This window comes from Streptomyces sp. NPDC046379 (assembly GCF_055587785.1).
Map to the genome: position 1 here is coordinate 308,178 of NZ_JBVJFP010000002.1, position 22,219 is coordinate 330,396.

15 protein-coding genes are annotated in these 22,219 nt (G+C 74.0%); 8 read left to right on the plus strand and 7 right to left on the minus strand.

Features of this window, described 5'->3' with window-relative positions; genetic code table 11:
* Positions 1-7: 7 nt before the first annotated feature.
* The gene (locus ACZ6KF_RS05295; protein ID WP_469237369.1) at positions 8-946 is read left to right on the plus strand and encodes an aminoglycoside phosphotransferase family protein; all 939 of its coding nucleotides are present in this window, start codon (positions 8-10) and stop codon (positions 944-946) included.
* Between the two features lie 45 nt (positions 947-991).
* On the opposite strand, the gene treZ is transcribed toward ACZ6KF_RS05295, so the two are convergent.
* Positions 992-2,737 (minus strand): malto-oligosyltrehalose trehalohydrolase, encoded by a 1,746-nt coding sequence (gene treZ / locus ACZ6KF_RS05300; protein ID WP_469158268.1) that lies wholly within the window; start codon positions 2,735-2,737, stop codon positions 992-994.
* Positions 2,738-2,930: 193 nt separating this feature from the next.
* Here treZ and ACZ6KF_RS05305 point away from each other — a divergent pair, with 193 nt between their 5' ends.
* Positions 2,931-3,491, plus strand: a complete 561-nt coding sequence (locus ACZ6KF_RS05305) for a DUF1707 and FHA domain-containing protein (protein ID WP_356632568.1) — start codon at positions 2,931-2,933, stop codon at positions 3,489-3,491.
* Between the two features lie 483 nt (positions 3,492-3,974).
* Here ACZ6KF_RS05305 and ACZ6KF_RS05310 read toward each other — a convergent pair whose 3' ends face one another.
* The 3 genes from ACZ6KF_RS05310 to glgX form a co-directional block, all read right to left on the minus strand.
* Positions 3,975-5,225, minus strand: a complete 1,251-nt coding sequence (locus ACZ6KF_RS05310) for a M14 family zinc carboxypeptidase (protein ID WP_356632570.1) — start codon at positions 5,223-5,225, stop codon at positions 3,975-3,977.
* 77 nt (positions 5,226-5,302) lie between these two features.
* A complete protein-coding gene (treY, locus tag ACZ6KF_RS05315) occupies positions 5,303-7,651 on the minus strand; it encodes a malto-oligosyltrehalose synthase (RefSeq protein WP_469237371.1) in 2,349 nt (782 codons plus the stop codon).
* A 187-nt stretch (positions 7,652-7,838) separates the two neighbouring features.
* On the minus strand, positions 7,839-9,956 hold the full coding sequence (glgX, locus tag ACZ6KF_RS05320) for a glycogen debranching protein GlgX (RefSeq protein WP_469237373.1): 2,118 nt from the start codon (positions 9,954-9,956) through the stop codon (positions 7,839-7,841).
* 286 nt (positions 9,957-10,242) lie between these two features.
* Here glgX and ACZ6KF_RS05325 point away from each other — a divergent pair, with 286 nt between their 5' ends.
* The 3 genes from ACZ6KF_RS05325 to ACZ6KF_RS05335 all read left to right on the plus strand — a co-directional run bounded on the left by ACZ6KF_RS05325 (position 10,243) and on the right by ACZ6KF_RS05335 (position 13,855).
* Positions 10,243-11,487, plus strand: a complete 1,245-nt coding sequence (locus tag ACZ6KF_RS05325) for an SAV2148 family HEPN domain-containing protein (RefSeq protein ID WP_469158266.1) — start codon at positions 10,243-10,245, stop codon at positions 11,485-11,487.
* Positions 11,488-11,606: 119 nt separating this feature from the next.
* Positions 11,607-12,362, plus strand: a complete 756-nt coding sequence (locus tag ACZ6KF_RS05330) for a 3'-5' exonuclease (protein WP_356632578.1) — start codon at positions 11,607-11,609, stop codon at positions 12,360-12,362.
* A 176-nt stretch (positions 12,363-12,538) separates the two neighbouring features.
* Positions 12,539-13,855 carry an MFS transporter gene (locus ACZ6KF_RS05335; RefSeq protein ID WP_469237375.1) on the plus strand — a complete coding sequence of 439 codons (1,317 nt, stop codon included), beginning with the start codon at positions 12,539-12,541 and terminating at the stop codon, positions 13,853-13,855.
* 73 nt (positions 13,856-13,928) lie between these two features.
* On the opposite strand, the gene ACZ6KF_RS05340 is transcribed toward ACZ6KF_RS05335, so the two are convergent.
* The gene (locus tag ACZ6KF_RS05340) at positions 13,929-14,792 is read right to left on the minus strand and encodes a phosphotransferase enzyme family protein (RefSeq protein ID WP_469175347.1); all 864 of its coding nucleotides are present in this window, start codon (positions 14,790-14,792) and stop codon (positions 13,929-13,931) included.
* Positions 14,793-15,036: 244 nt separating this feature from the next.
* Between ACZ6KF_RS05340 and mgt the strand changes: the two genes are divergently transcribed.
* Positions 15,037-16,233: a macrolide-inactivating glycosyltransferase gene (gene mgt / locus ACZ6KF_RS05345; RefSeq protein ID WP_469237378.1), complete on the plus strand. Its 1,197-nt coding sequence runs from the start codon at positions 15,037-15,039 to the stop codon at positions 16,231-16,233.
* 164 nt (positions 16,234-16,397) lie between these two features.
* Here mgt and ACZ6KF_RS05350 read toward each other — a convergent pair whose 3' ends face one another.
* A complete protein-coding gene (locus ACZ6KF_RS05350; protein WP_356632586.1) occupies positions 16,398-18,653 on the minus strand; it encodes an MMPL family transporter in 2,256 nt (751 codons plus the stop codon).
* Between the two features lie 211 nt (positions 18,654-18,864).
* Here ACZ6KF_RS05350 and ACZ6KF_RS05355 point away from each other — a divergent pair, with 211 nt between their 5' ends.
* Both ACZ6KF_RS05355 and ACZ6KF_RS05360 read left to right on the plus strand, forming a co-directional pair.
* On the plus strand, positions 18,865-19,422 hold the full coding sequence (locus tag ACZ6KF_RS05355) for a DUF1697 domain-containing protein (protein WP_469237380.1): 558 nt from the start codon (positions 18,865-18,867) through the stop codon (positions 19,420-19,422).
* Between the two features lie 232 nt (positions 19,423-19,654).
* Positions 19,655-21,385 (plus strand): glucuronyl esterase domain-containing protein, encoded by a 1,731-nt coding sequence (locus tag ACZ6KF_RS05360; RefSeq protein ID WP_469237381.1) that lies wholly within the window; start codon positions 19,655-19,657, stop codon positions 21,383-21,385.
* 92 nt (positions 21,386-21,477) lie between these two features.
* Here ACZ6KF_RS05360 and ACZ6KF_RS05365 read toward each other — a convergent pair whose 3' ends face one another.
* The gene (locus tag ACZ6KF_RS05365; RefSeq protein ID WP_469175356.1) at positions 21,478-22,215 is read right to left on the minus strand and encodes a sirohydrochlorin chelatase; all 738 of its coding nucleotides are present in this window, start codon (positions 22,213-22,215) and stop codon (positions 21,478-21,480) included.
* Between the last annotated feature and the right edge of the window lie 4 nt (positions 22,216-22,219).

Here is a 22,219-nt window from a genome sequence, read left to right on the forward strand (position 1 = left end):
TCCGATCATGACCCAGGCACCGACACCCACCGCGGAGACCGTCCGCCGACTGGTCCGCTCCCTGCTCAAGGAGGGCGCGGCGGACTCGGCGGGCCCCGAGGTCCGCCCCGTCGCGGACGACGGCGACCACGGCGCCTGGTGGGTCGGCTCCCGCCATGTGCTGCGCCTCGCCCACGACCGCGAGGCCGCCGTCCGCCGCCGCCGCGAGCTGCGGCTGCGCGACCTGGTCCGCGCGCACGTCCCCGTCACCGTGCCGGTCAGCGTGGCCCACGGGGACTGGGCGCCCGGCCTGGGCTACACCCTCGACACCCGCGTCCCCGGGGCCTCGGCGGCCGAGCACGACGTGTCCGCCCTCGGCGAGGCCGACCTGGCCGGACTGCTCACCGGGCTGCGCGAGGTCCCCGCCCGGCAGGCCGAGGCGCTCGGCGTGCCCCGGGTCGCCGCGCGCTTCCTGGAGGCCCTGCGCCGGGCCGCCGGACGGGCCGCGCAACGCCTGGCCGCCGCCGACGAGTTCGACGCGGCGCGGCTCCAGCAGCTCGCCGCGCCGGCCGCGGCCCAGCTCGCCGCCCAGCCCGGCGCGGCCGTCCTCGTCCATCACGCGCTCACCGCCGAGCACCTCGTGGTCAGCGCCGACGGCCGGGTGCGCGGCGTGCTCGGCTGGGCCGACGCCGTCCTCGGCGACCCGGCCGAGGACATCGCGGGCCTCGCCCAGGCCGTCGGCTCCCCGGCCGCCGTCCGCGCCGCCACCCTCGCCGGCTACGCGGCCCGCCCGTGCCTGCGCGGCCTGTGGCTGGCCCGCTGCGACAGCGTCGTCGCCCTGGCCGAGGCCCTGGAAGCCCCGGTCCCCGCCGACCTGCCGCGACTGCGCCGCAGGCTGCGGAACGCCTGGGAGCCGATCCTCCTGGAACGGGTCACGGAGCTGCGCGAGGACGACGACGCGCAGTGACACCCGGCAAGGGCGGGGGCGCGCGCCCCCGCGCCCCCGGACCCCCTACGGCTGCGCCACCACCACGCACGACCGGCCGGGCACCCGCAGCACCCCGTCCCCGTCCGGGCCCGCCACCGGCTCCCACGCCGCCAGCACCTCCACCGGCCGCGCCCCCAGCGGGACTTCCGCCTCCGACAGCCCGAAGTTCACGACCACGCACACGTCACCGCGCCGGAAGGCCAGCCACCGTGCCTCCTCGTCGTACGCCACCTTGATGTCCGAGAGGTCCGGGTCCGTCAGGTCGGGCTGCTCCCGGCGCAGCGCGACGAGCCGCCGGTACCAGTCCAGCAGGCGCGCGTGCGGCTCGCGCTCCGGCTCCGACCAGTCCAGGCACGACCGCTCCCGCGTCGCCGGGTCCTGCGGGTCGGGCACGTCCTCCTCAGCCCAGCCGTGCGCCGCGAACTCCCGCCGCCTGCCCCGCCGTACGGCCTCCGCCAGCTCCGGGTCGGTGTGGTCGGTGAAGAACTGCCACGGCGTGCCCGCGCCCCACTCCTCGCCCATGAACAGCATCGGCGTGAACGGCCCGGTCAGCGTCAGCGCGGCGGCACAGGCCAGCAGACCGGGGGAGACCAGGGCCGAAAGCCGGTCCCCCTGCGCCCGGTTGCCGATCTGGTCGTGGGTCTGGCTGTAGCCGAGCAGCCGGTGCGCGGCCACCCGCGTGCGGTCCAGCGGGCGTCCGTGCGCGCGCTCCCGGAAGCTGGAGTACGTGCCGTCGTGGAAGAAGCCGCCCGTCAGCGTCTTGGCGAGCGCCCGCAGCGGGGCGCGCGCGAAGTCCGCGTAGTAGCCCTGGGACTCGCCGGTCAGCGCCGTGTGCAGGGCGTGGTGGAGGTCGTCGTTCCACTGCGCGTGCACCCCGAGGCCGCCCTCCTCGCGGGCGGTGATCAGCCGCGGGTCGTTGAGGTCGGACTCGGCGACCAGGAACAGCGGGCGCCCGGTCTCGGCGGCGAGTTCGTCCACGGCCGCCGACAGCTCCTCCAGGAAGTGCAGGGCGCGCGTGTCGACCAGCGCGTGCACCGCGTCCAGCCGCAGCCCGTCGATCCGGTAGTCCCGCAGCCACGCCAGCGCGCTGCCGATCAGGAACGCCCGCACCTCGTCGGAGCCGGGCGCGTCCAGGTTGACGGCGACGCCCCAGGGGGTGTGGTGCCGGTCGGTGAAGTACGGGCCGAACGCGGGCAGGTAGTTCCCGGACGGACCGAGGTGGTTGTGCACCACGTCCAGCACCACGCCGAGCCCCAGCTCGTGCGCCCTGTCCACGAAACGCATGAGGGCCGCGGGGCCGCCGTACGGCTCGTGCACCGCCCACAGCGACACCCCCTCGTACCCCCAGCCGTGCCGTCCCGGGAACGGGCACAGCGGCATCAACTCGACGTGCGTCACTCCCAGTTCCACGAGGTGGTCGAGCCGCTCGGCCGCCGCGTCCAGGGTGCCCTCGCGGGTGTACGTGCCCACGTGCAGCTCGTAGAGGACCGCCCCCGGCAACGGACGTCCCGCCCAGTCGGCGCGCCAGGCGTGCCCGGCGTGGTCGACGACCGCGCTCAGCCCGTCCGGGCCGTCCGGCTGCCGGCGCGAGCGGGGGTCGGGCAGCACCGGCCCGTCGTCCACCGCGAAGCCGTACCGGCTGCCGTCGCCGGCCGGCGCCTGCCCGGTCCACCACCCTGGGCGCGCCGGATCGCGCTCCATCGCGCTCGTGACGCCGTCGCACTGGAGGGTCATGCGCTCGGCCTGCGGTGCCCACACCTCGAACTGCACGGACGGTTCCCCTTCGTCGCTCCACCGGGACACGGCCGGACGGCTCGCCGCCCGGCCGGACCATCGTCGTTCCCACACGATCAATGCGCTTGTGAATACCCCCTTTTGCGTCCGCTGTCGCCCGGTACGCGCGCGTGGCGGCCGATTCCCCGATTTCTGGACACCCGGCGTTCACTGACCGACAATCACCGGTGTGACGTCGTCCTTCGAGTTCCCGGTGCACCCCGCGCGGCTGTCCGACGCGGAGCGCGACAAGGCGCTGAAGGCGCTGCGCGACGGCGTCGCCATGGGGCGGCTGTCCCACGACACGTTCGTCCGGCGCATGGAACTGGCGCTCGCCGCCCGCCGGTCCGACGAACTGGCCCTCCTCACCGCCGACCTGCCCACCGAGTCGCGCGCCTCGCGGCTGGTGCTCGGCGCCGTGGGGGCGGTGGCGGCCGTGTCGGGCTTCGGCGAACGGGTGCGGCGCGCCTGGCGGGCCGAGCGGCTGCCCAAGCTGCTGCTGCCGCATCCGGCGGACGACCACCCGCTGCGCATAGGCCGCGACCCCGGCAACGGCCTGCGACTCGCCCACGAGACCGTCTCCCGCGTGCACGCCGAGCTGAGCCGCCGGGGCGGGGCATGGGTGCTGCGCGACCTCGGCTCGACCAACGGCACCACGGTCAACGGACGGCGGGTCGTCGGCGCCGTCGTGGTGTGCGAGGGCGACCAGGTCGGCTTCGGGCAGGTCACGTACCGGCTGGCGGTGGCCTGAGCCGTTCGGGGGCCGGGGCGGGGTTCCGGACGGGCTCGCCGCGGAGCCGTTGACGCACGCCGGCGCCGCGTGACCGGCCGGACGGAGACCATCTGCACATGGACGGGCCGACCGGCACGAGGCGGGCCGACGGCGCCGCGGAGGCGTTGCCCCGCGGGTCCTCCCGCGCTGCCCCCGACCGTGGAGGAGCCGGGCCGCGGGCCGTCGCCGCCCGCGCGGCGTCCGGGTGCGTCCGGGCCGCCCACGGGCGAGCCGGTGGGCGGCGCCGTCGTGCGCCCGCCTCGGCCGGCCGGGTCGTCGTCCTCGCCGCGTGTCGTCCGCCGCCTGCGCGGCGTCCGGTTGTGCGTGGTCGCGTGTCCCGCGCGGGCGCGTCCCGCGGCTGCCGCCCGCCGACGGGACACGGCAGCCGCCGGGCCCGGGTGTGGCCGGGCCGTCCACCGGGGAGCCGGTGGGCGGCGCCGCCGTGCGTCCGCGCCGGCCGGCTCAGGCCGACCGCTCCCGCGCGTGCAGCGCCGCCGCCACGACCGTACGGGACTGGTGTTCGATCTGGTGTTCCAGCGGGACCCAGCGTGCCCGGAAGCGCTCGGCGAAGGAGTCGCTCCACTCGGCGACGAGGCGCTCCAGGCGGGGCGCCGCGCGGTCGTCGGTCTCACGCAGGACGCGCAGCAGCATCGCCGCCGCCCGCAGCGGCAGCCGGCGCGCGAACGCGTCCACGCTGCCGACGTAGGCCATCGTGTCGTCGGCGGGCGGCGTGTCCCGCCAGTCCGCGGCCAGGCCCGGCGCCAGCTCCAGCACCCACCGCGCCGCCCGCAGCAGCGGACCGTCGGCGCCCTCCAGGCGCGGCAGGGCGTCGCGGAGCACCCGGTCCACCTCCCGGGCGTCCCGCACCAGCCGGGCCGCCAGACGCCGCATCGCCTCGGCCGGCGCCGGATGCGGAGCCACGTCGTCCACCAGGTCGCTCGCCCACATCGGCACCTCCACGACCGCTGTCAGACCGCCGTACCGGTGCGCGTGGTACCAGGTGCTGTGCCGCGCGTCGTCCGGCAGGCTCGGGTACGGCAGCCGTGAGCCCGGCGCGGGCATCACGTGCACGCCGGGACCCGACACGGGCCAGCCCGCGGCGTCCGAGGCGCCCGTCTCCACCGGGATGTGCAGCTCCGCCGCCGACTTGGCGAACGGCTCGGCCAGGCCCGGGATGTCCTCGGTCAGCTGCACCCAGCTGCCGCCCAGGTCGGTGCCGTGCAGGGTCACCTGGAGGTACGGGCGCAGTTCGTCGATGACGCCGGTCAGCGCCCGGGTCTCGGGCGGCAGCCGGTCCGGCGGGAGCACGGCCGGGGACCACTCCGGCTGCTCGGGGCCGGCGGGCCGGAAGAAGCCGCGGTGGTAGTCGAGCAGGCTGCGCGGCGCGGGTGTGACGTGCAGGCTCGCCCCGTCCGGGTCCGCGCACAGAAGGAAGTGCCAGGACGTGCCGTCCCGCAGCGGCCGCTCCTCCAGCACCCGCTCGGCGAGCGCGAGGAGGGTCGGGCCGCCGGCGGGCTCGTTGGCGTGGGCGCCCGCGACGACCAGCACCGCGCGCCGCGCGCGGCCCACGGACAGCAGGTGCAGGGGCCGTCCCGCTCGGGAGCGGCCGATCTGCCGCAGCGCGCACAGGGCGGGCTGCCGCGCGGCGAGCGCCCTGGCCGACGAGACCAGTTCCGGCACCGTGGGATAGCGCAGCTCCGCCAGCAGACTCACCCCCGTCGCGTTCCGCCCGGCCCTCGCACCCGCAGTACCCCACGGGTTCGCACCGCTGTCAACGCGGAAGCCCCGGTTCAGCCCGTCCGTTCCAGAAGTGAAACCGGCAGCCGCGCGAAAAGCTCCGCCACGCGCACCTCACCGGCGAACTCCCGCTCCGGGTCCAGTACGTCGGTCCACCGCCCCGGCGGCAGCGCCAGCCGCGCGTCCCGCCAGCCGCCCGCCCGCGCCAGCCGCAGCGACCAGCGCGTGACCGCGGTGACGACCTCGCCCGAGCGCGTGAACGCCACGCAGTGCCCCGCCGACGCGCCCTCCGCCGCCAGCGGGGCGTACGTCGCCGCGTCGCCGAACACCTCGGGCCGCCGCCGGCGCAGCCGCAGCGCCGCCGCGGTCACCGCCCCCTTGTCGCCGGGGGCCTCGGGCGGGTACCGCACGGGCCGCCGGTTGTCCGGGTCGACCAGCGCCCGGTATTCGGCCTCCGTGCCCTGGTACAGGTCGGGCACGCCCGGCATCGTCAGATGGACCAGCGCCGTGCCGAGCACGTTGGCGGCGATGTGCGGGGCCAGCTCCTCGCGCAGCGCGGCCACGTGCGCCGCCGGCGGCCCGCAGGGACCGTCCGCCACGAACGCCGTCACGGCGTCCTCGTACGGCGGCTCCTGCTCGGTCCAGCTCGTGTACAGGCCCGCCTCGCGCACATGCTTGAGCAGCGCCTGCTCCACCCGCCCGGGCTCCGCGGGTCCGAGCCCGAACACCGTCTGCCAGGCCGCCCACGCCAGCTGCGGGTCGGGCACGCCCTCGCCGGTGCGGGTGACCTCCGCCAGCACGTCCGCCCACCGCTGCGGGCACTCGGTGAGCACGGCCAGGGCGGCGCGCACGTCGGCGCTGCGCTTGGTGTCGTGGGTGGACACGACGGTCCCGGTGCCGGGCCAGTCGCGCTGCACGCGCGCGCAGTAGGCGTGGAAGTCCTCCACCGGGACGGCGGGCGCGCCGGGGTTCCCACCGACCTCGGTCGCCGACAGCAGCGGCACGTAGCGGTAGAACGCGGTGTCCTCGACGGACTTGGCGCGCAGCGCGGACGCGGTCTGCGCGAACCGGGTGCGGAACTCCGTGTAATCCGGCCCGTCGCCGTACCGCCCGGCGAGCAGTCCGCGCACGACGTCGACCGCGCCGGCCTCCTCGGGCACGACGAAGGCCGCCCGGGCCTCGGCCGCGGCCTCCTCGGTGACGAGCCGCGCCGCGTCCTGCGCGGTGTAGGGGCGGTAGACCTCCATCCGGACGAGCAGCTCGCGCAGGGCGGTGCGCAGCGCCCAGGGGGCCCGGTCGCGCAGCACGGGATCGGGAGCGGCGAGGCACAGCCGGTGCGCGACCCGCGTCAGCCGGTCCGTCTCGGCGGCCAGCTCGTGCTCCAGCACCCGGTACGCCGCCCGCCGCACCGTCGCCTCCCACTGCCCGCCCCGGTCCGTCTGCGGTGCCGCGAAACGCCGGTACTGGCCGAGGAGTTCCCCGGCGCCCGCGGGGTCCGTGAACAGCCCGTCGACGTGGCGCAGGGCGTCGTAGCCGGTGGTGCCCGCGACGGGCCAGGAGGCGGGCAGGCGCTCCCCGTCGGCGAGGATCTTCTCCACGACCGTCCAGCGGCCCCCGGTGGCCTCGTCCAGCCGCTGCAGGTACGTGGTCGGGTCGGCGAGTCCGTCGGGGTGGTCGACGCGCAGGCCGTCGATCACCCCGTCGTGCAGCAACTGGAGAATCTTGCCGTGGGTGGCCTCGAACACCTCCGGGTCCTCCACGCGGACCCCGATCAGCTCCGAGATGCTGAAGAAGCGGCGGTAGTTCAGCTCGGTGCGGGCCAGCCGCCACCACACCGGGCGGTACCACTGGGCGTCCAGCAGCTGCGGCAGCGGCTGATCCTCGGTGCCCTCCCGCAGCGGGAAGGCGTGGTCGTGGTAGCGCAGGACGTCGCCGTCGACCTCCAGCTGGTCCAGCACCTCCCCGAGCGGCCCGCCGAGCACCGGCAGCAGCAGCTGCCCGCCCTGGGCCTCCCAGTCGACGTCGAACCACCGCGCGTACGGCGACTTCGGGCCCTCCCGCAGCACCTCCCACAGGGCCGGATTGTGCCGGGGCGCCATCGCCATGTGGTTGGGCACGATGTCCAGCACCAGCCCCAGACCGTGCTCCCGCGCGGTGGCGGACAGGGCGCGCAGCCCTTCCTCGCCGCCGAGTTCCGCGCGCACGCGCGCGTGGTCGGTGACGTCGTAGCCGTGCAGGGAACCCGGCACGGCCTCCAGGACGGGGGAGAGGTGCAGATGCGAGACGCCGAGCGAGGCCAGGTACGGCACGGCCGCCGCCGCGGCCCCGAAGGGGAACTCTGGCTGGAGCTGGAGCCGGTAGGTGGCCGTGGGCAGCACGGGGTGAGGACGCTCAGGTGTCATGTGAGGCTACGTACCCGCCCGGCCGCCTTTCCTGTCATCACCCCCCCTTACGGGGTGACCGGCCGGGCTCCGGGACGACCGGACGGGGCGTGGACGACGTGAGGGGACGGGACGCGCACGAGGTGACCGGCCGGGGCGCATGCGGAGCGGCCGGCCGGGGCGCCGCGCACCCCGGCCGGCCGCCGCGTCAGACGGGCCGCTGAAGCACCGTCAGGCTGCGCTCGGGCAGGGTCAGCCGCTCCCCGCCCTGCACCTTCGGGCCCGTGCCCGGCGGAACGACGTCCGCGCGGGCGGTGTCGACGACCACCTGCCACTGCCGCCCGTGATCGGCCGGCACCAGGAAGTCCAGCGCCTTGTGGGTGGCGTTGAACATCAGCAGGAAGGAGTCGTCGGTGATGCGCTCCCCGCGCGGGCCGGGCTCGGAGATCGCGTTGCCGTTGAGGAACACCGACAGGGCGGACGCCCGCGCCGACTCCCAGTCCCGCTGGGTCATCTCCCGGCCCTCCGGGGTGAACCAGGCGATGTCCGACAGGTCGTCGTGCGTGCCTTCCACGGGCCGCCCGTGGAAGAAGCGCCGCCGCCGGAAGACGGGGTGGTCCCGGCGCAGCCACACCATCGCCCGGGTGAACTCCAGCAGCTCGTCCGCCGGCTGGCCGGGGTCCGGCCAGGGCACCCACGCCAGCTCGTTGTCCTGGCAGTAGGCGTTGTTGTTGCCGCGCTGGGTGCGGGCGAACTCGTCCCCGTGGCTGATCATCGGCACGCCCTGGGACAGCATCAGCGTGGCGATGAAGTTGCGCATCTGCCGGCGCCGCAGCTCCAGCACACCCGGATCGTCGGTGTCGCCCTCGACGCCGCAGTTCCAGGAGCGGTTGTGGCTCTCGCCGTCCCGGTTGTCCTCCCCGTTGGCCTCGTTGTGCTTGTCGTTGTACGCCACCAGGTCGTGCAGCGTGAACCCGTCGTGGCAGGTCACGAAGTTGATCGAGGCCAGCGGCCGGCGTCCGTCGTCCTGGTACAGGTCGGAGGAGCCGGTCAGCCGGGAGGCGAACTCCCCGACCGCGCGCGGCTCGCCCCGCCACAGGTCGCGCACGGTGTCGCGGTACTTGCCGTTCCACTCCGTCCACAGCGGCGGGAAGTTGCCCACCTGATAACCGCCCTCGCCCACGTCCCACGGCTCGGCGATCAGCTTCACCTGGGAGACGACCGGGTCCTGCTGCACCAGGTCGAAGAACGACGACAGCCGGTCCACCTCGTGGAACTGCCGCGCCAGCGTGGCCGCGAGGTCGAAGCGGAAGCCGTCGACGTGCATCTCGGTGACCCAGTACCGCAGCGAGTCCATGATCAGCTGGAGGACGTGCGGCGACCGCATCAGCAGCGAGTTGCCGGTCCCCGTGGTGTCCATGTAGTAGCGCGGGTCGTCCGCGAGGCGGTAGTAGGACGGGTTGTCCAGGCCCCGGAAGGACAGCGTCGGGCCCAGGTGGTTGCCCTCGGCGGTGTGGTTGTAGACCACGTCGAGGATGACCTCGATGCCCGCCTCGTGCAGCGCCCGCACCGCCGACTTGAACTCCAGCACCTGCTGCCCGCGGTCGCCCCAGGAGGCGTAGGCGTTGTGCGGGGCGAAGAAGCCGATCGTGTTGTAGCCCCAGTAGTTGTTGAGGCCCATGTCCACCAGACGGTGGTCGTTGATGAACTGGTGTACGGGCATCAGCTCCAGGGCCGTGACGCCGAGCTTCGTCAGATGCTCGATGACGGCCGGATGCGCGAGCGCCGCATAGGTGCCGCGCAGTTCCTCCGGCAGCTCCGGGTGGGTCATCGTCAGGCCCTTCACATGGGCCTCGTAGATCACCGTTTCGTGGTACTCGGTGCGGGGCGGCCGGTCGTCGCCCCAGTCGAAGTACGGGTTCACCACGACCGAGGTCATCGTGTGCGGGGCCGAGTCCAGGTCGTTGCGCTCGTCGGGCGAGCCGAAGGGGTAGCCGTACACCTCCTCACCCCAGTGGATGGAGCCGCTGATCGCACGCGCGTACGGATCGAGGAGCAGCTTCGCCGAATTGCAGCGCAGCCCGCGCTCCGGGGCGTACGGGCCGTGCACGCGGTAGCCGTACCGCTGTCCGGGCATGACGCCCGGCAGGTACGCGTGCCGCACGAACGCGTCGCTCTCGCGCAGCTCCACCGCGGTTTCCGAGCCGTCGTCGTGCAGCAGACACAGCTCTACTCGGTCGGCGGCCTCCGTGAAGACCGCGAAGTTCGTGCCGGCGCCGTCGTACGTCGCGCCGAGCGGATATGCCTCTCCAGGCCAGACCTGCATGGATACGACTCTCTCAGGTGTGCCGTGTCGGTGGGTGCGCCTTGGCTTCCGTCTGCCGCTTCGAGTCTGCCCAAAACTGAGGAAACCACCGCTGTGCCGCGCCCCGCGTGACGTCGCCGCCATGAATCCGCTCACTTCCTCCGCACCGGCGGACCGGAACGGTGCGCGCGAACGGGCAAGTTGGAAACGAGCCTGTGCATCCGGCTGCACCGCCCGCCGCTACCGGAGTAGGCTTCCTTGATCATTGACAAGGGGAGTGCTCGGGGGAGCGGAAGGCGGTGCGCGGGTGGGCTCGGGAGGCCTGGAGCTGCCCTCTGGTGACGACGGTCACGAGGGGAACGACTCCGCAGACGTCCCGCCCGGCACGGTGTCGTCCCTGGCCCGTCCGATGGAGACGCACTCCATCGGCCCGGAGCTCGACTGGGACGCCGACGCCTGGCACGAGGTCCGCACCCGCGCCCAGCGCGCAGGCCGCGCCTACATCTGGCTGAACCTGGTCGAGCAGCGGCTGCGCGCGGTCGTGGCCGCCGTGCTGCGCCCCATCTACGAACCCGTCCACGGCGACGACTGGGTGGTCGCAGCCGCCGGCCCGGCCGGCCAGGAGTGGGTGCAGCGCGCGGTCGCCGTGCGCGAAGTCAGCCGCCGCAAGGGCTACTTGCTCGACCCGGCCGACGACAACGTCCTCAGCTTCCTCACCCTGCCCCAGCTGCGCGAGCTGATGGTGCAGCACTGGCCCTGCTTCGAGCCGTACGTGGACGAGCGCCGGGACGTCGAACTCGCCCTCGACGAACTGGAGGTCACCCGCAACGTCGTCTCGCGCAACCGGGCGCTGTCCGAGGCGGTGCTCGGCCAGGCCGAACGGGCCTCCGCGCGGCTGCTGGAGATCCTCGGCGCGGGCGGCGACGTGCCCTCCGCGCGCCGGCTGCCCGTGGACGCGGTCGAGGACCTGGTCGGCGACCGGTACGCGGACGTGGTGGCCGTCCACTCCGACCGGGTGCGGCTGCTGCGCCGGTTCCCGGCCGAGGACATCTTCGGCGGGGCCCGCCGGCTGGACGCGATCGGCATCGGCCTCAACCTGCTCGTGCAGAACTTCTCCGGACGCCGCCTGGTACGGCTCGCGGAGGCCGGCTGCCGGGTGCGGCTGCTGTTCCTCAACCCGGCCTCCGGGGCGGTGAAACGGCGCGAGCGCGAACTCGGGATCAAACGGGGCGAACTGAGCCGGGCCGTCGAGATGAACATCCTGCACATGCGCCGCGTGCGGGCCCGTCTGCGCGACCCCGGCGCCTTCGAGATCCAGGTCTACGACGAGACGCCGCGCTTCACCGCCTACCTGGTCGACGGCGACGGGGCCGACGGCGTGGCGGTCGTGCAGTCCTATCTGCGCCGGGCGCGGGGCATGGAGGCGCCCGTGCTGGTGCTGCGCAACGGCAGTCGGGTGCTCAAGTCGGGCGATGCGGACGAAGGCGGGCTTTTCTCCACGTACCGCGAGGAGTTCGAGGTGGCGTGGGCTGATTCGCGTCCTGTGTCCTGAAATGGCGTCAGTGGGCGGGCGTGTCCGGGGGTTGAGCGGAACGCGATCCTCCGATTGTCAGTGGTGCGTGCGATCGTGGGAACCACTGGGGGAAAGCACCACAAGAAGGGGGACCGCCCATGGGCTGGAGCAGCGGGCCGCTGCTGGCCTTCGACCTGGAGACCACGGGCACCGACGTCGAGACCGACCGCATCGTCACGGCGGCGGTCGTGCGGCTGGATCCGGGCGGCGGCGTGGCTCAGGAGCGCACCTGGCTGCTCAATCCGGGGGTGGCGATACCGGAGCAGGCGTCGGCGATCCACGGCATCTCGACGGATCACGCCCGCGCGCGGGGAGCGTCGCCCGGCTCCGCGGTCGAGGAGATCGCGCGGGCCGTCGCCGAGGGCATGCGCTCGGGGATCCCGCTCGTGGTGATGAACGCCCGCTACGACCTGTCCCTGCTCGACCGTGAGTGCCGGCGGCACGGCGTCGCGTCGCTCAGCGAGCGGCTCGGCGACGGACCTCTGCCGGTCGTCGATCCGCTCGTGATCGACAAGCATGTGGACAAGTACCGGAAGGGCCGGCGGGCCCTGCACGCGCTGTGCGCCCACTACGGCGTGCCGCTCGACGACGCGCACGACGCGCGAGCCGATGCGGTGGCCGCCGCCCAGGTGGTGCGTCGCATGGCCGAGCGGCACCGGTCCGTGGCGGCCATGTCCCTGGAAGACCTCCACGACCTCCAGGTGCGCGCGGCGGCCGAGCAGTCGGCGTCCTTGCAGGCGTATCTGCGGCGTACCGCGGACCCGGCGGCCGTGGTCGAGTCGGCCTGGCCGCTCATCCCCAGAGCCGCGGGGGAGACGGACGCGGCGCACGCGGCCCCGGCGAAGACCGTCTGACCGGCCGCGGGGGAGCGGACCGTGGCCATGAGCGGCCACAGCCGGCGAGGGGAGCGCCTGCCCGGGACATAGGTATAGACCTTGCTGTCCGCAGGGCGGCATGGCCACCATGAGCGGTACCGGGGCTCCGTGGGAGCCGTACCGAGCACTGGTGTTGGGGTGGGCACGTGGGACCCGTGGGGCGCGATGGCGCGGAGACCGAGCCGGGCGGCGCCGTGACCGAGAAGGCCGAGGCGGTGGGCCCGGCCGACCGGCCGACGGTGGACGGACGGCCGTTGTGGACGCGCAACTTCGCCCTCTACTTCGTGGCGCGCATCGCGTCGCTGCTCGGCGACGCGATGCTGCCCGTCACCCTGTCCGTGGCGATGCTGGCCCTCGGCTACGGGGTGAGCGCCGTGGGATACGCGCTCGGCGCCTGGATGGGGTCCTTCGCCCTGTTCGTGGTGTTCGGCGGCGTCCTCGCGGACCGCATCCATCCGCGGCCGGTGATGATCGGTGCGGACGCGGTGCGCTGCGCGCTCATCGAAGCGACCGCGCTCGCCTTCGCCGCCGGGCGCCCCGAACTGTGGTTCCTGATCGGCGTGACGGCGCTGGGCGGTCTGGCCACCGCGATGTTCCAGCCGGGCGTGAACGGCCTGGTCCCGCAGGTCGCCTCCGACGCGCAGCAGGCCAACGGGGTGCTGCGGGTGGCCCAGGGCGTCTCGACCATGGCCGGTCCCGCGCTCGCCGGGCTGCTCGCGGCGTTCTCGCCGGCGTGGGCGTTCGCGGTGGCCGCGGGCACGTTCGGGGCGAGCGGGCTGTGCCTGCTCGCGCTGCGGCTCGGGCCGTACACCGTCGACCGTTCGGCGTCGACTCTGGAGAACCTGCGGGTGGGCTGGCAGGAGTTCCGGTCCCGGTCCTGGCTGTGGGCCGTCATCCTCATCTGGTGGGTGCTCGGCGTGTTCGTCTGGGGTCCGGTCACGCCGCTCGGCGCGGCCTCGATCACCGGTGAGCACGGCAGCGCCGCCTTCGGTTACGCGGAGGGCGCGTTCGGCGCGGGCTGCGTGCTGGGCGGGCTGGCGGCGATCCGTGTCCGGCCCGCGCGGCCGCTGCTCGGCGGGGCCGTCGCGATGTTCCTCTTCCCGATGATGCCGCTGGCCGCCGGGCTCGCCCCGGACCTCGCGCTGTGGCCGGTGCTCCTCGGTTACGCGGTCGGCGGCATCGGCTGGGCGTTCTGGGGCGTGCAGTGGGCGACGACCGTGCAGACCCAGATCCCCGAGGACAAGCTCAACCGGATATCCGCGTACGAGATCGCGGGCTCGATCCTCGCCGTCCCGCTCGGGCAGGTCGTGGCCGGGCCGGCCAGCTCGGTCGTGGGCGTCCGGAAACTGCTGCTGCTCGCCGCCGTGATGAGCACCGGGTGCGCGGCGGCGCTGATCGCGACGGCTCCGGTCCGGCGGCTGCGGCGCACGGTCGCCGCGCCCGCGAGGGCGCAGTCGGCATCGCCCGTGTGACGCCGGTGCGGCTCGCCCCCGAGGTCCTTCGCAGGACGGCCGGCGGTTCCCCGAGGGAGTGCCCGAGGAACCGTCAGAAGGGATACCACCGCACCGTCGTGTCCCCGTCCCGCAGCGACGCCACCCGGCGTTCGAACTCGGCCAGCGCCTTGGGATTGCCCGGCGCGTGCTGGGCGACCCAGGCGCAGCTGGCCGTCTCGCGCGCGCCGCGCAGTACGGCGCAGCCCTCCCACGCGCGCACGTCCCAGCCGTAGGCCTCGGTGAAGGCGCCGTAGGCCTCGGCGGGCAGCCCGTAGCGGTCGTGGGAGAGGGCCATGACCACCAGGTCGTGCTCGCGCAGGTCGGCGGAGAAGGTCTCCAGGTCCACCAGGACCGGTCCGTCGGGCCCGACGTGGACGTTGCGGGGCAGCGCGTCGCCGTGGACGGGGCCCGGCGGCAGGTGCGGGACGAGAGCCGCCGCGGCCGCCGCGAAGCCGTCGCGCCGCTCGCGCAGATAGGCCGCGTCGGCCGGGTCGATCGCGTCCCCGGCGAGCCGCAGCCAGCGCTCCACCCCGCCCAGCAGCTCACGGGGCGGCAGGCCGAAGGAGGGTGAGGGCAGTGCGTGCACGATGCGCAGGAGCCCGGCGAGATCGCGGGGCCCGGCGGGGCGCACCGGGTCGGGGAGGCGGTGCCAGACCGTCACCGGGTGGCCCTCCACCAGCACCGGCTCGGGCTCGGCCGCCCGGACCGCGGGCACGCCCTCCTCGGCCAGCCACAGGGCGACGGCCAGTTCGCGGCGCGCGCGGTCGAGCAGCTCGGCGTCGCGGCCCACCTTGACGACCAGGTCGCCGGCGGCGAAGACCGCGTTCTCGCCGAGCGAGAGCAGCCGTGCGTCCCGCGCCGGGCCGGGCAGCACCCCGGCCCGGGCCAGCACGTCCCGCGCCCGTGCCTCGTCCATGCGTCCGCCTTTCCGTCCGGCGTCGGTCGTCCGTCGTCCGCCATGCGTCGGTCGCCCGTCCGCCGTCCGCCCCCTGTCCGTCCGACGTGCGTGTCGTCGGTCGTACGTCGGTCGTGCGGCGGCCGGCCGAGTCGTCCGTCGTGCGTCCGCCGGCCGTGTCGGCTGTCCGTCGTCTCCGTCGTCGCGGAAAGTCTGCCACCCCATTAACTGGACGAGACGTATCGTCTCACATAGTCTCGACGGCATGACCACTCCCGCGCACATCGCCATGTTCTCCATCGCCGCGCACGGCCACGTCAACCCGAGCCTCGAGGTGATCCGCGAACTCGTCGCGCGCGGGCACCGGGTGACGTACGCCATCCCGCCCGCCTTCGCCGAGAAGGTCGCCGCGACCGGCGCCGAGCCCAGGCCGTGGCACTCGACCCTGCCCGGCCCCGACGACGACCCCGCGGCGTGGGGGACCACGCTGCTGGACAACGTCGAGCCGTTCCTCGACGACGCGATTCAGGCGCTGCCCCAGCTGCTCGCGGCGTACGACGGGGACGAGCCCGACCTCGTGCTGCACGACATCACCGCCTACCCGGCGCGGGTCCTCGCCCACCGCTGGGGCGTCCCCGCGATCTCCCTGTCGCCGAACCTGGTCGCCTGGGAGGGCTACGAGCAGGAGGTCGCCGAGCCGATGTGGGCGGAGCCGAAGAAGACCGAACGCGGCCGGGCCTACTACGCCCGCTTCCACGCCTGGCTGGAGGAGAACGGCATCACCGAGCACCCCGACCGGTTCGTCGCCCGGCCCGCCCGTTCGCTGGTCCTCATCCCGAGGGCGCTCCAGCCGCACGCCGACCAGGTGGACGAGAGGGTGTACACGTTCGTCGGCGCCTGCCAGGGCGACCGGAGGGCGGAGGGCGACTGGCGGCGGCCCGTCGGCGCGGAGAAGGTGGCGCTGGTGTCGCTCGGGTCCGCCTTCACCAAGCGGCCGGAGTTCTACCGCGCGTGCGTGCGGGCCTTCGGCGACCTGCCCGGCTGGCACACCGTGCTCCAGATCGGCCGGCATGTGGACCCGGCCGAGCTGGGGGAGGTGCCGGACGGCGTGGAGGTGCGGTCCTGGGTGCCGCAGCTCGCCGTCCTGCGCCGGGCCGACCTGTTCGTCACCCACGCCGGCGCGGGCGGCAGCCAGGAGGGACTGGCGACGGCGACCCCGATGGTGGCGGTCCCGCAGGCGGTCGACCAGTTCGGCAACGCCGACATGCTCCAGGCCCTCGGCGTCGCCCGCCACGTCCCGGCCGGCGAGGCCACCGCCGAGAACCTCCGTGCCGCCGCCCTCGCCCTGGTCGACGACCCGGAAGTGGCCCGCCGCCTGAAGGAGATTCAGGCCGAGATGGCCCGCGAGGGCGGCGCGCGGCGGGCGGCCGACCTGATCGAGGCGGAGCTGCCGGGGCGGTAGACGCCATGGGGGCGCCCCGCCCGGCGGGGCGCCCCCATGCGTACCGCCGGCCGCCCCGGACACGGCGAAGGGCTCGTCGATCCCCCCGGAACGACGAGCCCCTGCCGCATACGAGCCTCCGGCTCACCGGCCTTTCAGGTCACCAGTGCCGGGACCGGCGGGTGTCAGACGCCCACCCGTTCGCCCTCCACGGCCGGCGGGCGCCGCTCCTCGATCACGGCCTCGGCCGACTCGTCGTGGGTGAGGTCCGGCAGGCGGTTCATCCACTTCGGCAGGTACCAGTTGCGCTCGCCGAGCAGCGCCATCACCGCCGGCAGCAGCACACCGCGGATGACCGTCGCGTCGATCAGCACCGCCGCCGCCAGGCCCACGCCCATCTGCTTCATCGACTGCATGGACAGCGTGCCGAAGATCGCGAACACCGCGACCATGATCACCGCGGCGCTGGTCACGACGCCCGCGGTGGTCACGACGCCGTGCGTGATGGCGTCCCGCGTGGTCCGGCCCCGCAGCCGCGCCTCGCGGATCCGGGAGACCACGAAGACGTGGTAGTCCATCGACAGGCCGAACAGGATCACGAAGAGGAACAGCGGCAGCCAGCTGATGATGGCGCCGACGCCCTCCGCGCCCACCAGGGACGCGCCCCAGCCGTGCTGGAAGACGGCGACCAGGATGCCGTAGGCCGCGCCCACCGACAGCAGGTTCAGCACGATCGAGGTGACCGCGATCGTCAGCGAGCGGAAGGAGAGCAGCATCAGCAGGAAGGCGAACACCACGACGAAGGCGAACACCGGGACCACCGCGCCGGTCAGCTGGTCGTTGAAGTCGTGGGACCCGGCGACCTGACCGGTGATCGGCGCCTCGACGCCGTCGACCTTGCCGAGGGTGGCCGGCCGCACCTCGTCGCGCAGCTTGACCAGGCTCGCGCCCGCCTTGTCGAGGTCGGAGCCGCCGACCAGGGGGACGTAGACGAAGGCGACGTTCCGCTCGTCGTTCAGCTTGATCTCGACCGGGCCCTGCGAGGCGCCCGAACTGACCGCCTGCTCACGGAAGTCGGCGAGCGCCGACTGCACCTCGGGGGCGTTGATGTCGTCGGCCTTGACGACCACCTCGGCCGGCTCGGAGCCGCCCGGGAAGGCCTCGTTGACGCGGTTGTAGGTCTGCACGATGGGCAGCGAGTCGCCGAACTCCTGGTCCAGCGTGAGGTTCTGGGTCTTCATGCCGAGTGCCGGAGCGGCGATGGCGAGCAGCGCGCCGGCCGCGACCACGACGGAGATCACCGGGCGGGCGAGCACGCCCTTCAGCACGGCCGTCCAGAACCGGCTGCCGTTGTCCGTGCCCTGACGGCGGCGGCGCAGGAAGGGAATCCTGCCCTTCTCGACCCGCTCGCCCAGCAGCGACAGCAGCGCCGGGAGCACGGTGACGGAACCGACCATGGCGACGCCCACGACCATCAGCGACGCCAGGCCCATCGCCTCGAACTCGGCGATCCCGGTGAACAGCATGCCCGCCATCGCCACGATCACCGTGACGCCGGAGACCACGATGGCCCGGCCGCTGGTGGCGGCGGCGATCCGCAGCGCGGTCTGCGCGTCCCGGCCGGCCTCCCGCTCCTCGCGCTCACGGCGCAGGTAGAACAGGCAGTAGTCGACGCCGACGGCCAGACCGACCAGCAGCATCACCGAGTTGGCGGTGTCGCTCATCGGCATCACATGGCTGACCACGCCCATCAGGCCCATCGTCGCCATGATCGCGGTGATCGCCAGCAGCACCGGCAGCAGCGCCGCGACCAGCGCGCCGAAGGCGATCAGCAGGATGCCGAGGGCCACCGGCACGGCCGAGTACTCGGCCTGCTTGAAGTCGTCGCCGAACGCGTCGTCGAACGTCTTCATCATGCTCGCGCCGCCGATCTCCTCGATCCGCAGCGACTCGTGGCTCTTCTGGACCTTCTCGACGGCCTCCAGGACCGGCTCGACCCGCTCGCCGGCGGTGTCCGACTCCCCGCGGATGTCGAACTGGACGAGCGCGCTGAGCCCGTCCCGCGAAATGGTCTTGGTCTGGTACGGCGTGGTGACGTCGGCGACCTCGCCGGTCGCCTCCACGGCCTCGACGACGTCGGTGACGGCGGCCCGGAACTCGGGGTCCGTGGCCTTGACGCTGCCGTCCTTCGACTGGATGAGCACGGTCTCGCTGGCCGGCTCCTCGATCCCGGCGTCCTCGAGGATCTTGGCGGCGGTGTGTATCTCGCCGCTGAGCTGGTCGCTCTCCTTGACGTCGACCCGGCCGGCGGCCGAGCCGAGCCCCATTGCCAGAACGACGAAAAGCACCCAGATCCCGACGGCCGCCCAGCGGTGCCGGGCGCTCCATCCGCCGGCCCGGGCGGCGAATCCCCGCACGCGTGTGTTGCTGCCGTTCCCCATGACGGGCTGCCCCTCGTGAGCGGTGACAGCCCCCTGCCGTCACCTTCCTCTCCGAAGCTATGGCCCGCATAAAGGAATGGCGTCGTACCGTCCGGTGAAGCGGCCGGCCCCCGGGTCCTCTCATCGGCCCCCCTGACCTCCCCCTTGGGGAGGACGCCGGGCCGCCGGTCCCCTACATCTATCTGGGTACTCGGGCTCTAGGGTGGTCCCCATGACGACGACCTACGCGGCACTGCTGCGCGGCATCAACGTGGGCGGCAACCGCAAGGTTCCGATGGCCGAACTGCGCGTCCTCGTCGAAGGTCTCGGCCACACCGGCGTGCGCACCCACCTCCAGAGCGGCCAGGCCGTCTTCACCTCGGACCACGGCGACGAGGAGTCCCTCGCCGCCGCGCTGGAGCGGGCGATCGCGGAGCGGTTCGGATTCGCGGTCGACGTGATCGTGCGCAGCCACGCCTATCTGCGCGCGATCGCCGAGGCCTGCCCCTTCCCGGCCGCCGAACTCGAGGCCAAGCAACTCCACGTCACGTACTTCTCGGCGCCCGTCGAGGCGGCGCGCTTCGCGGAGATCGACCAGGCGGCCTTCCGGCCCGAGGAGTTCCGGCTCGGCGACCGCGCCCTGTACCTGTACGCGCCGAACGGCCTCGGCCGGTCCAGGCTCGCCGAGGCGCTCGCCAAGCCACGGGTGAACAAAGGCCTGATCGCCACCACCCGGAACTGGAACACGGTCGTCAAGCTGGTGGAGATGACGGGGGAGACGGCGGGCTGAGAGGGTCGAAACTTTCGCCGCCTGGCCGAAAGTTTCCTGGAACGGAAGGGCTCCGGGCAGTCGCCCGAGAGCGATTTCAGGCTCGTCGTCGCTGGTCGCGGCGCACCCTTCGGCTTCCGGCGAACGATCGGAAAGAGCCAACCTGACGCGGCCCTGTCGGGTCTGTTGTCATGCCCAAGACCCCTTCCTAGCCTGGGAGCGCTCCCGCAACCCCGGCCTCTGGAGGTCCTCCATGCGCATGTCTCGATATCGGCCCTGGACATGGGCCGTCGCCGTCCTCGCGGCCGTCGCGAGCCTGGCGGCCGCCGTGCTGGTCCCGCGGGACCGGGGCGCCGACCGGCTGGTTGCCGTAGCGGCGGCGGCAGCGGGCGTCGAGGACGACGGCGCCGACTGCGCCGTGTCCTCCGGCTCGCCGGCCGCCAACTCCAAGCTGCCCGACCCCTTCACCCGGATGAACGGCACCCGCATCACCAGCACGTCGGACTGGCGGTGCCGCCGGGCGGAGATCCGGGAGCTGGCGGAGCGGTCCGTCTACGGGCAGAAGCCGGCGAAGCCCGGCAGCGTCACGGGCACGGTGTCGCGCACCGGCATCACCGTGAACGTCTCCGACCAGGGCCGGAGCGCGAGCTTCTCGGCGACCGTCGACCTGCCGAGCGGCACGGGCCCCTTCCCGGCCGTCGTCGTCCTCGGCGGGCTGGGCGCGGACACCGCCACCATCAAGGCCTCCGGCGCCGCCGTCGTCAGCTTCGATCCCACCACGGTCGGCCGGGAGGGCACCCCGCGCAGCAACAAGCAGGGCGCCTTCTACAGCATCTACGGCGCCTCCAGCAGCACCGGGCTGCTGATGGCGTGGTCGTGGGGCGTGAGCCGGATCATCGACGTCATCGAGCAGTCGGGCGGCGGCATCCTGCGGGCCGACGCCACCGGCGTCACGGGCTGCTCGCGTTACGGCAAGGGCGCGTTCGTGGCGGGGGCGTTCGACCAGCGCATCGCCCTGACCATGCCGATCGAGTCGGGCAGCGGCGGCACCAACATCTTCCGGGGCATCCCCGGGGAGAGCGGCGCCCAGCCGCTGAGCAGCGCCTACTCCGAACAGCCGTGGCTCGGCGACGCGTTCGGCTCGTACACGGGCAACCCGGCCGGGCTCCCGGTGGACACGCACCAGATCGTCGCCATGGTCGCGCCGCGCGGGCTCCTCGTGATGGAGAACCCGCACATCGAGTGGCTGGGCGCGCGCTCCGGCAGCGTGGCGGCCCTCGGCGGCGCGGAGGTCTACAAGGCCCTCGGCGCGGGGAGCAACATCTCCTACTGGTCCGACGTCCAGGACGGCACCCACTGCGCGGTCCGGCCGGAGTGGCGGACGCCGCTGCAGCAGAGCATCGGCAAGTTCCTGCGCCAGACGGGCAGCGCACCCGGCGTGTTCCGCGTCGCCCCGTCGAAGTCGGGCTCGCTGTCCCAGTGGCGGGACTGGACCACGCCGACCCTGACGGACGGCGGCACGAGCGGTGGCACCACCACCGGCGGGACGACGACGGGCGGGACCACGACCGGCGGGACGACGACGGGCGGGACCACGACCGGCGGGACGACGACGGGCGGGACCACGACCGGCGGCACGACCACCGGAGGCACCACCACCGGCGGATCCACCGGCGGCACCGGCGACTCCTGCACCGCCGCCCACCGCATCGTCAACAGCTGGTCCGGCGGCTACCAGGGCGAGGTGACCGTCCGGAACACCTCCACCACCGCCCTCGGCGGCTGGAGCGTCGGCATGACCCTCGCCTCCGGCCAGACCCTCAGCCAGGTCTGGAACGGCCAGAACACGGGCACCAGCGGCACCGTCACGATCCGCAACACCGCCTGGAACGGCTCCGTCGCACCCGGCGCCGGCGCCACGTTCGGGTTCGTGGTCAGCGGCGGCTCTGCGGCGCCGGCGAACCTCACCTGCGCCGGCTCCTGAGCCTTCGGCCCTCCACCACGGCCCGAGCCCTCAAGCCCGGCCATGTCCCGGGCCACGGCTGCGAGCCGTCAGGCGGCCACGACTGTGAGCCGTCAGGCCCCCACCACCGCCCGCAGCGGCGCCCGCGCCGCCTCGTAGCGGTCCAGCAGGACCCGCGCCACCTCCGGCGCGGGTCCGAGGACGTCGGCGAGCACGTCCGCACCGGCGGCGCCCCGTGCGATGCGGTCCGGCAGAAAGCCGGGCGCCAGCACATACGGGGCGACCGCCACCCGCTCGCAGCCGAGGGCCCTCAGCCGGCGCACGGCGTCCTCGGTGCGCGGAAGGGATGCGGAGGCGAACGCAGGCCGCACGGCGCACCAACCGGTGTGCCGCCACTCCCGCGCGATTTCTGCGATCACTGCGATCGCCTCCGGGTCGGTGGACCCCGCCGAGGCCAGCACGACCCCGGTCGAGGACTTGTCGGCGGGCGTCAGCCCGGCCTCGTACAGCCGCCGGTCCAGCGCGGACAGCAGCAGCGGCGACGGTCCGAGCACCTCGGCCTGCCGGATTCGCAGCCGCGCCGGCGCCTCCCGCAGCACGGCGGGGATGTCCGCCTTGGCGTGGAAGGCGCGGGTCAGCAGCAGCGGCAGCGCGACGACGTCCCGGACGCCCTCGGCCGCCAGCGACTCCAGCACGCCCCGCACGGAGGGGATGTTGAAGTCGAGGAAGCCCGTCTCGATCCGCAGGCCGGGGCGCAGCGACCGCACCTGCTGCACGAGGGCGTGCACGGTCGCGGCGTGCCGCGGGTCACGGCTGCCGTGGGCGATGACGAGGAGGACCGGACGGGACATGACG

Excerpts from the sequence above, each read along its gene's own strand:
- ACZ6KF_RS05365 (WP_469175356.1), bottom strand. The coding sequence starts at position 22,215 with ATGTCCCGTCCGGTCCTCCTCGTCATCGCCCACGGCAGCCGTGACCCG.
- ACZ6KF_RS05350 (WP_356632586.1), bottom strand. The coding sequence starts at position 18,653 with ATGGGGAACGGCAGCAACACACGCGTGCGGGGATTCGCCGCCCGGGCC.
- glgX (WP_469237373.1), bottom strand. The coding sequence starts at position 9,956 with ATGCAGGTCTGGCCTGGAGAGGCATATCCGCTCGGCGCGACGTACGAC.
- mgt (WP_469237378.1), top strand. The coding sequence starts at position 15,037 with ATGACCACTCCCGCGCACATCGCCATGTTCTCCATCGCCGCGCACGGC.
- ACZ6KF_RS05295 (WP_469237369.1), top strand. The coding sequence starts at position 8 with ATGACCCAGGCACCGACACCCACCGCGGAGACCGTCCGCCGACTGGTC.
- ACZ6KF_RS05330 (WP_356632578.1), top strand. The coding sequence starts at position 11,607 with ATGGGCTGGAGCAGCGGGCCGCTGCTGGCCTTCGACCTGGAGACCACG.
- treY (WP_469237371.1), bottom strand. The coding sequence starts at position 7,651 with ATGACACCTGAGCGTCCTCACCCCGTGCTGCCCACGGCCACCTACCGG.
- ACZ6KF_RS05340 (WP_469175347.1), bottom strand. The coding sequence starts at position 14,792 with ATGGACGAGGCACGGGCGCGGGACGTGCTGGCCCGGGCCGGGGTGCTG.
- ACZ6KF_RS05360 (WP_469237381.1), top strand. The coding sequence starts at position 19,655 with ATGCGCATGTCTCGATATCGGCCCTGGACATGGGCCGTCGCCGTCCTC.
- ACZ6KF_RS05355 (WP_469237380.1), top strand. The coding sequence starts at position 18,865 with ATGACGACGACCTACGCGGCACTGCTGCGCGGCATCAACGTGGGCGGC.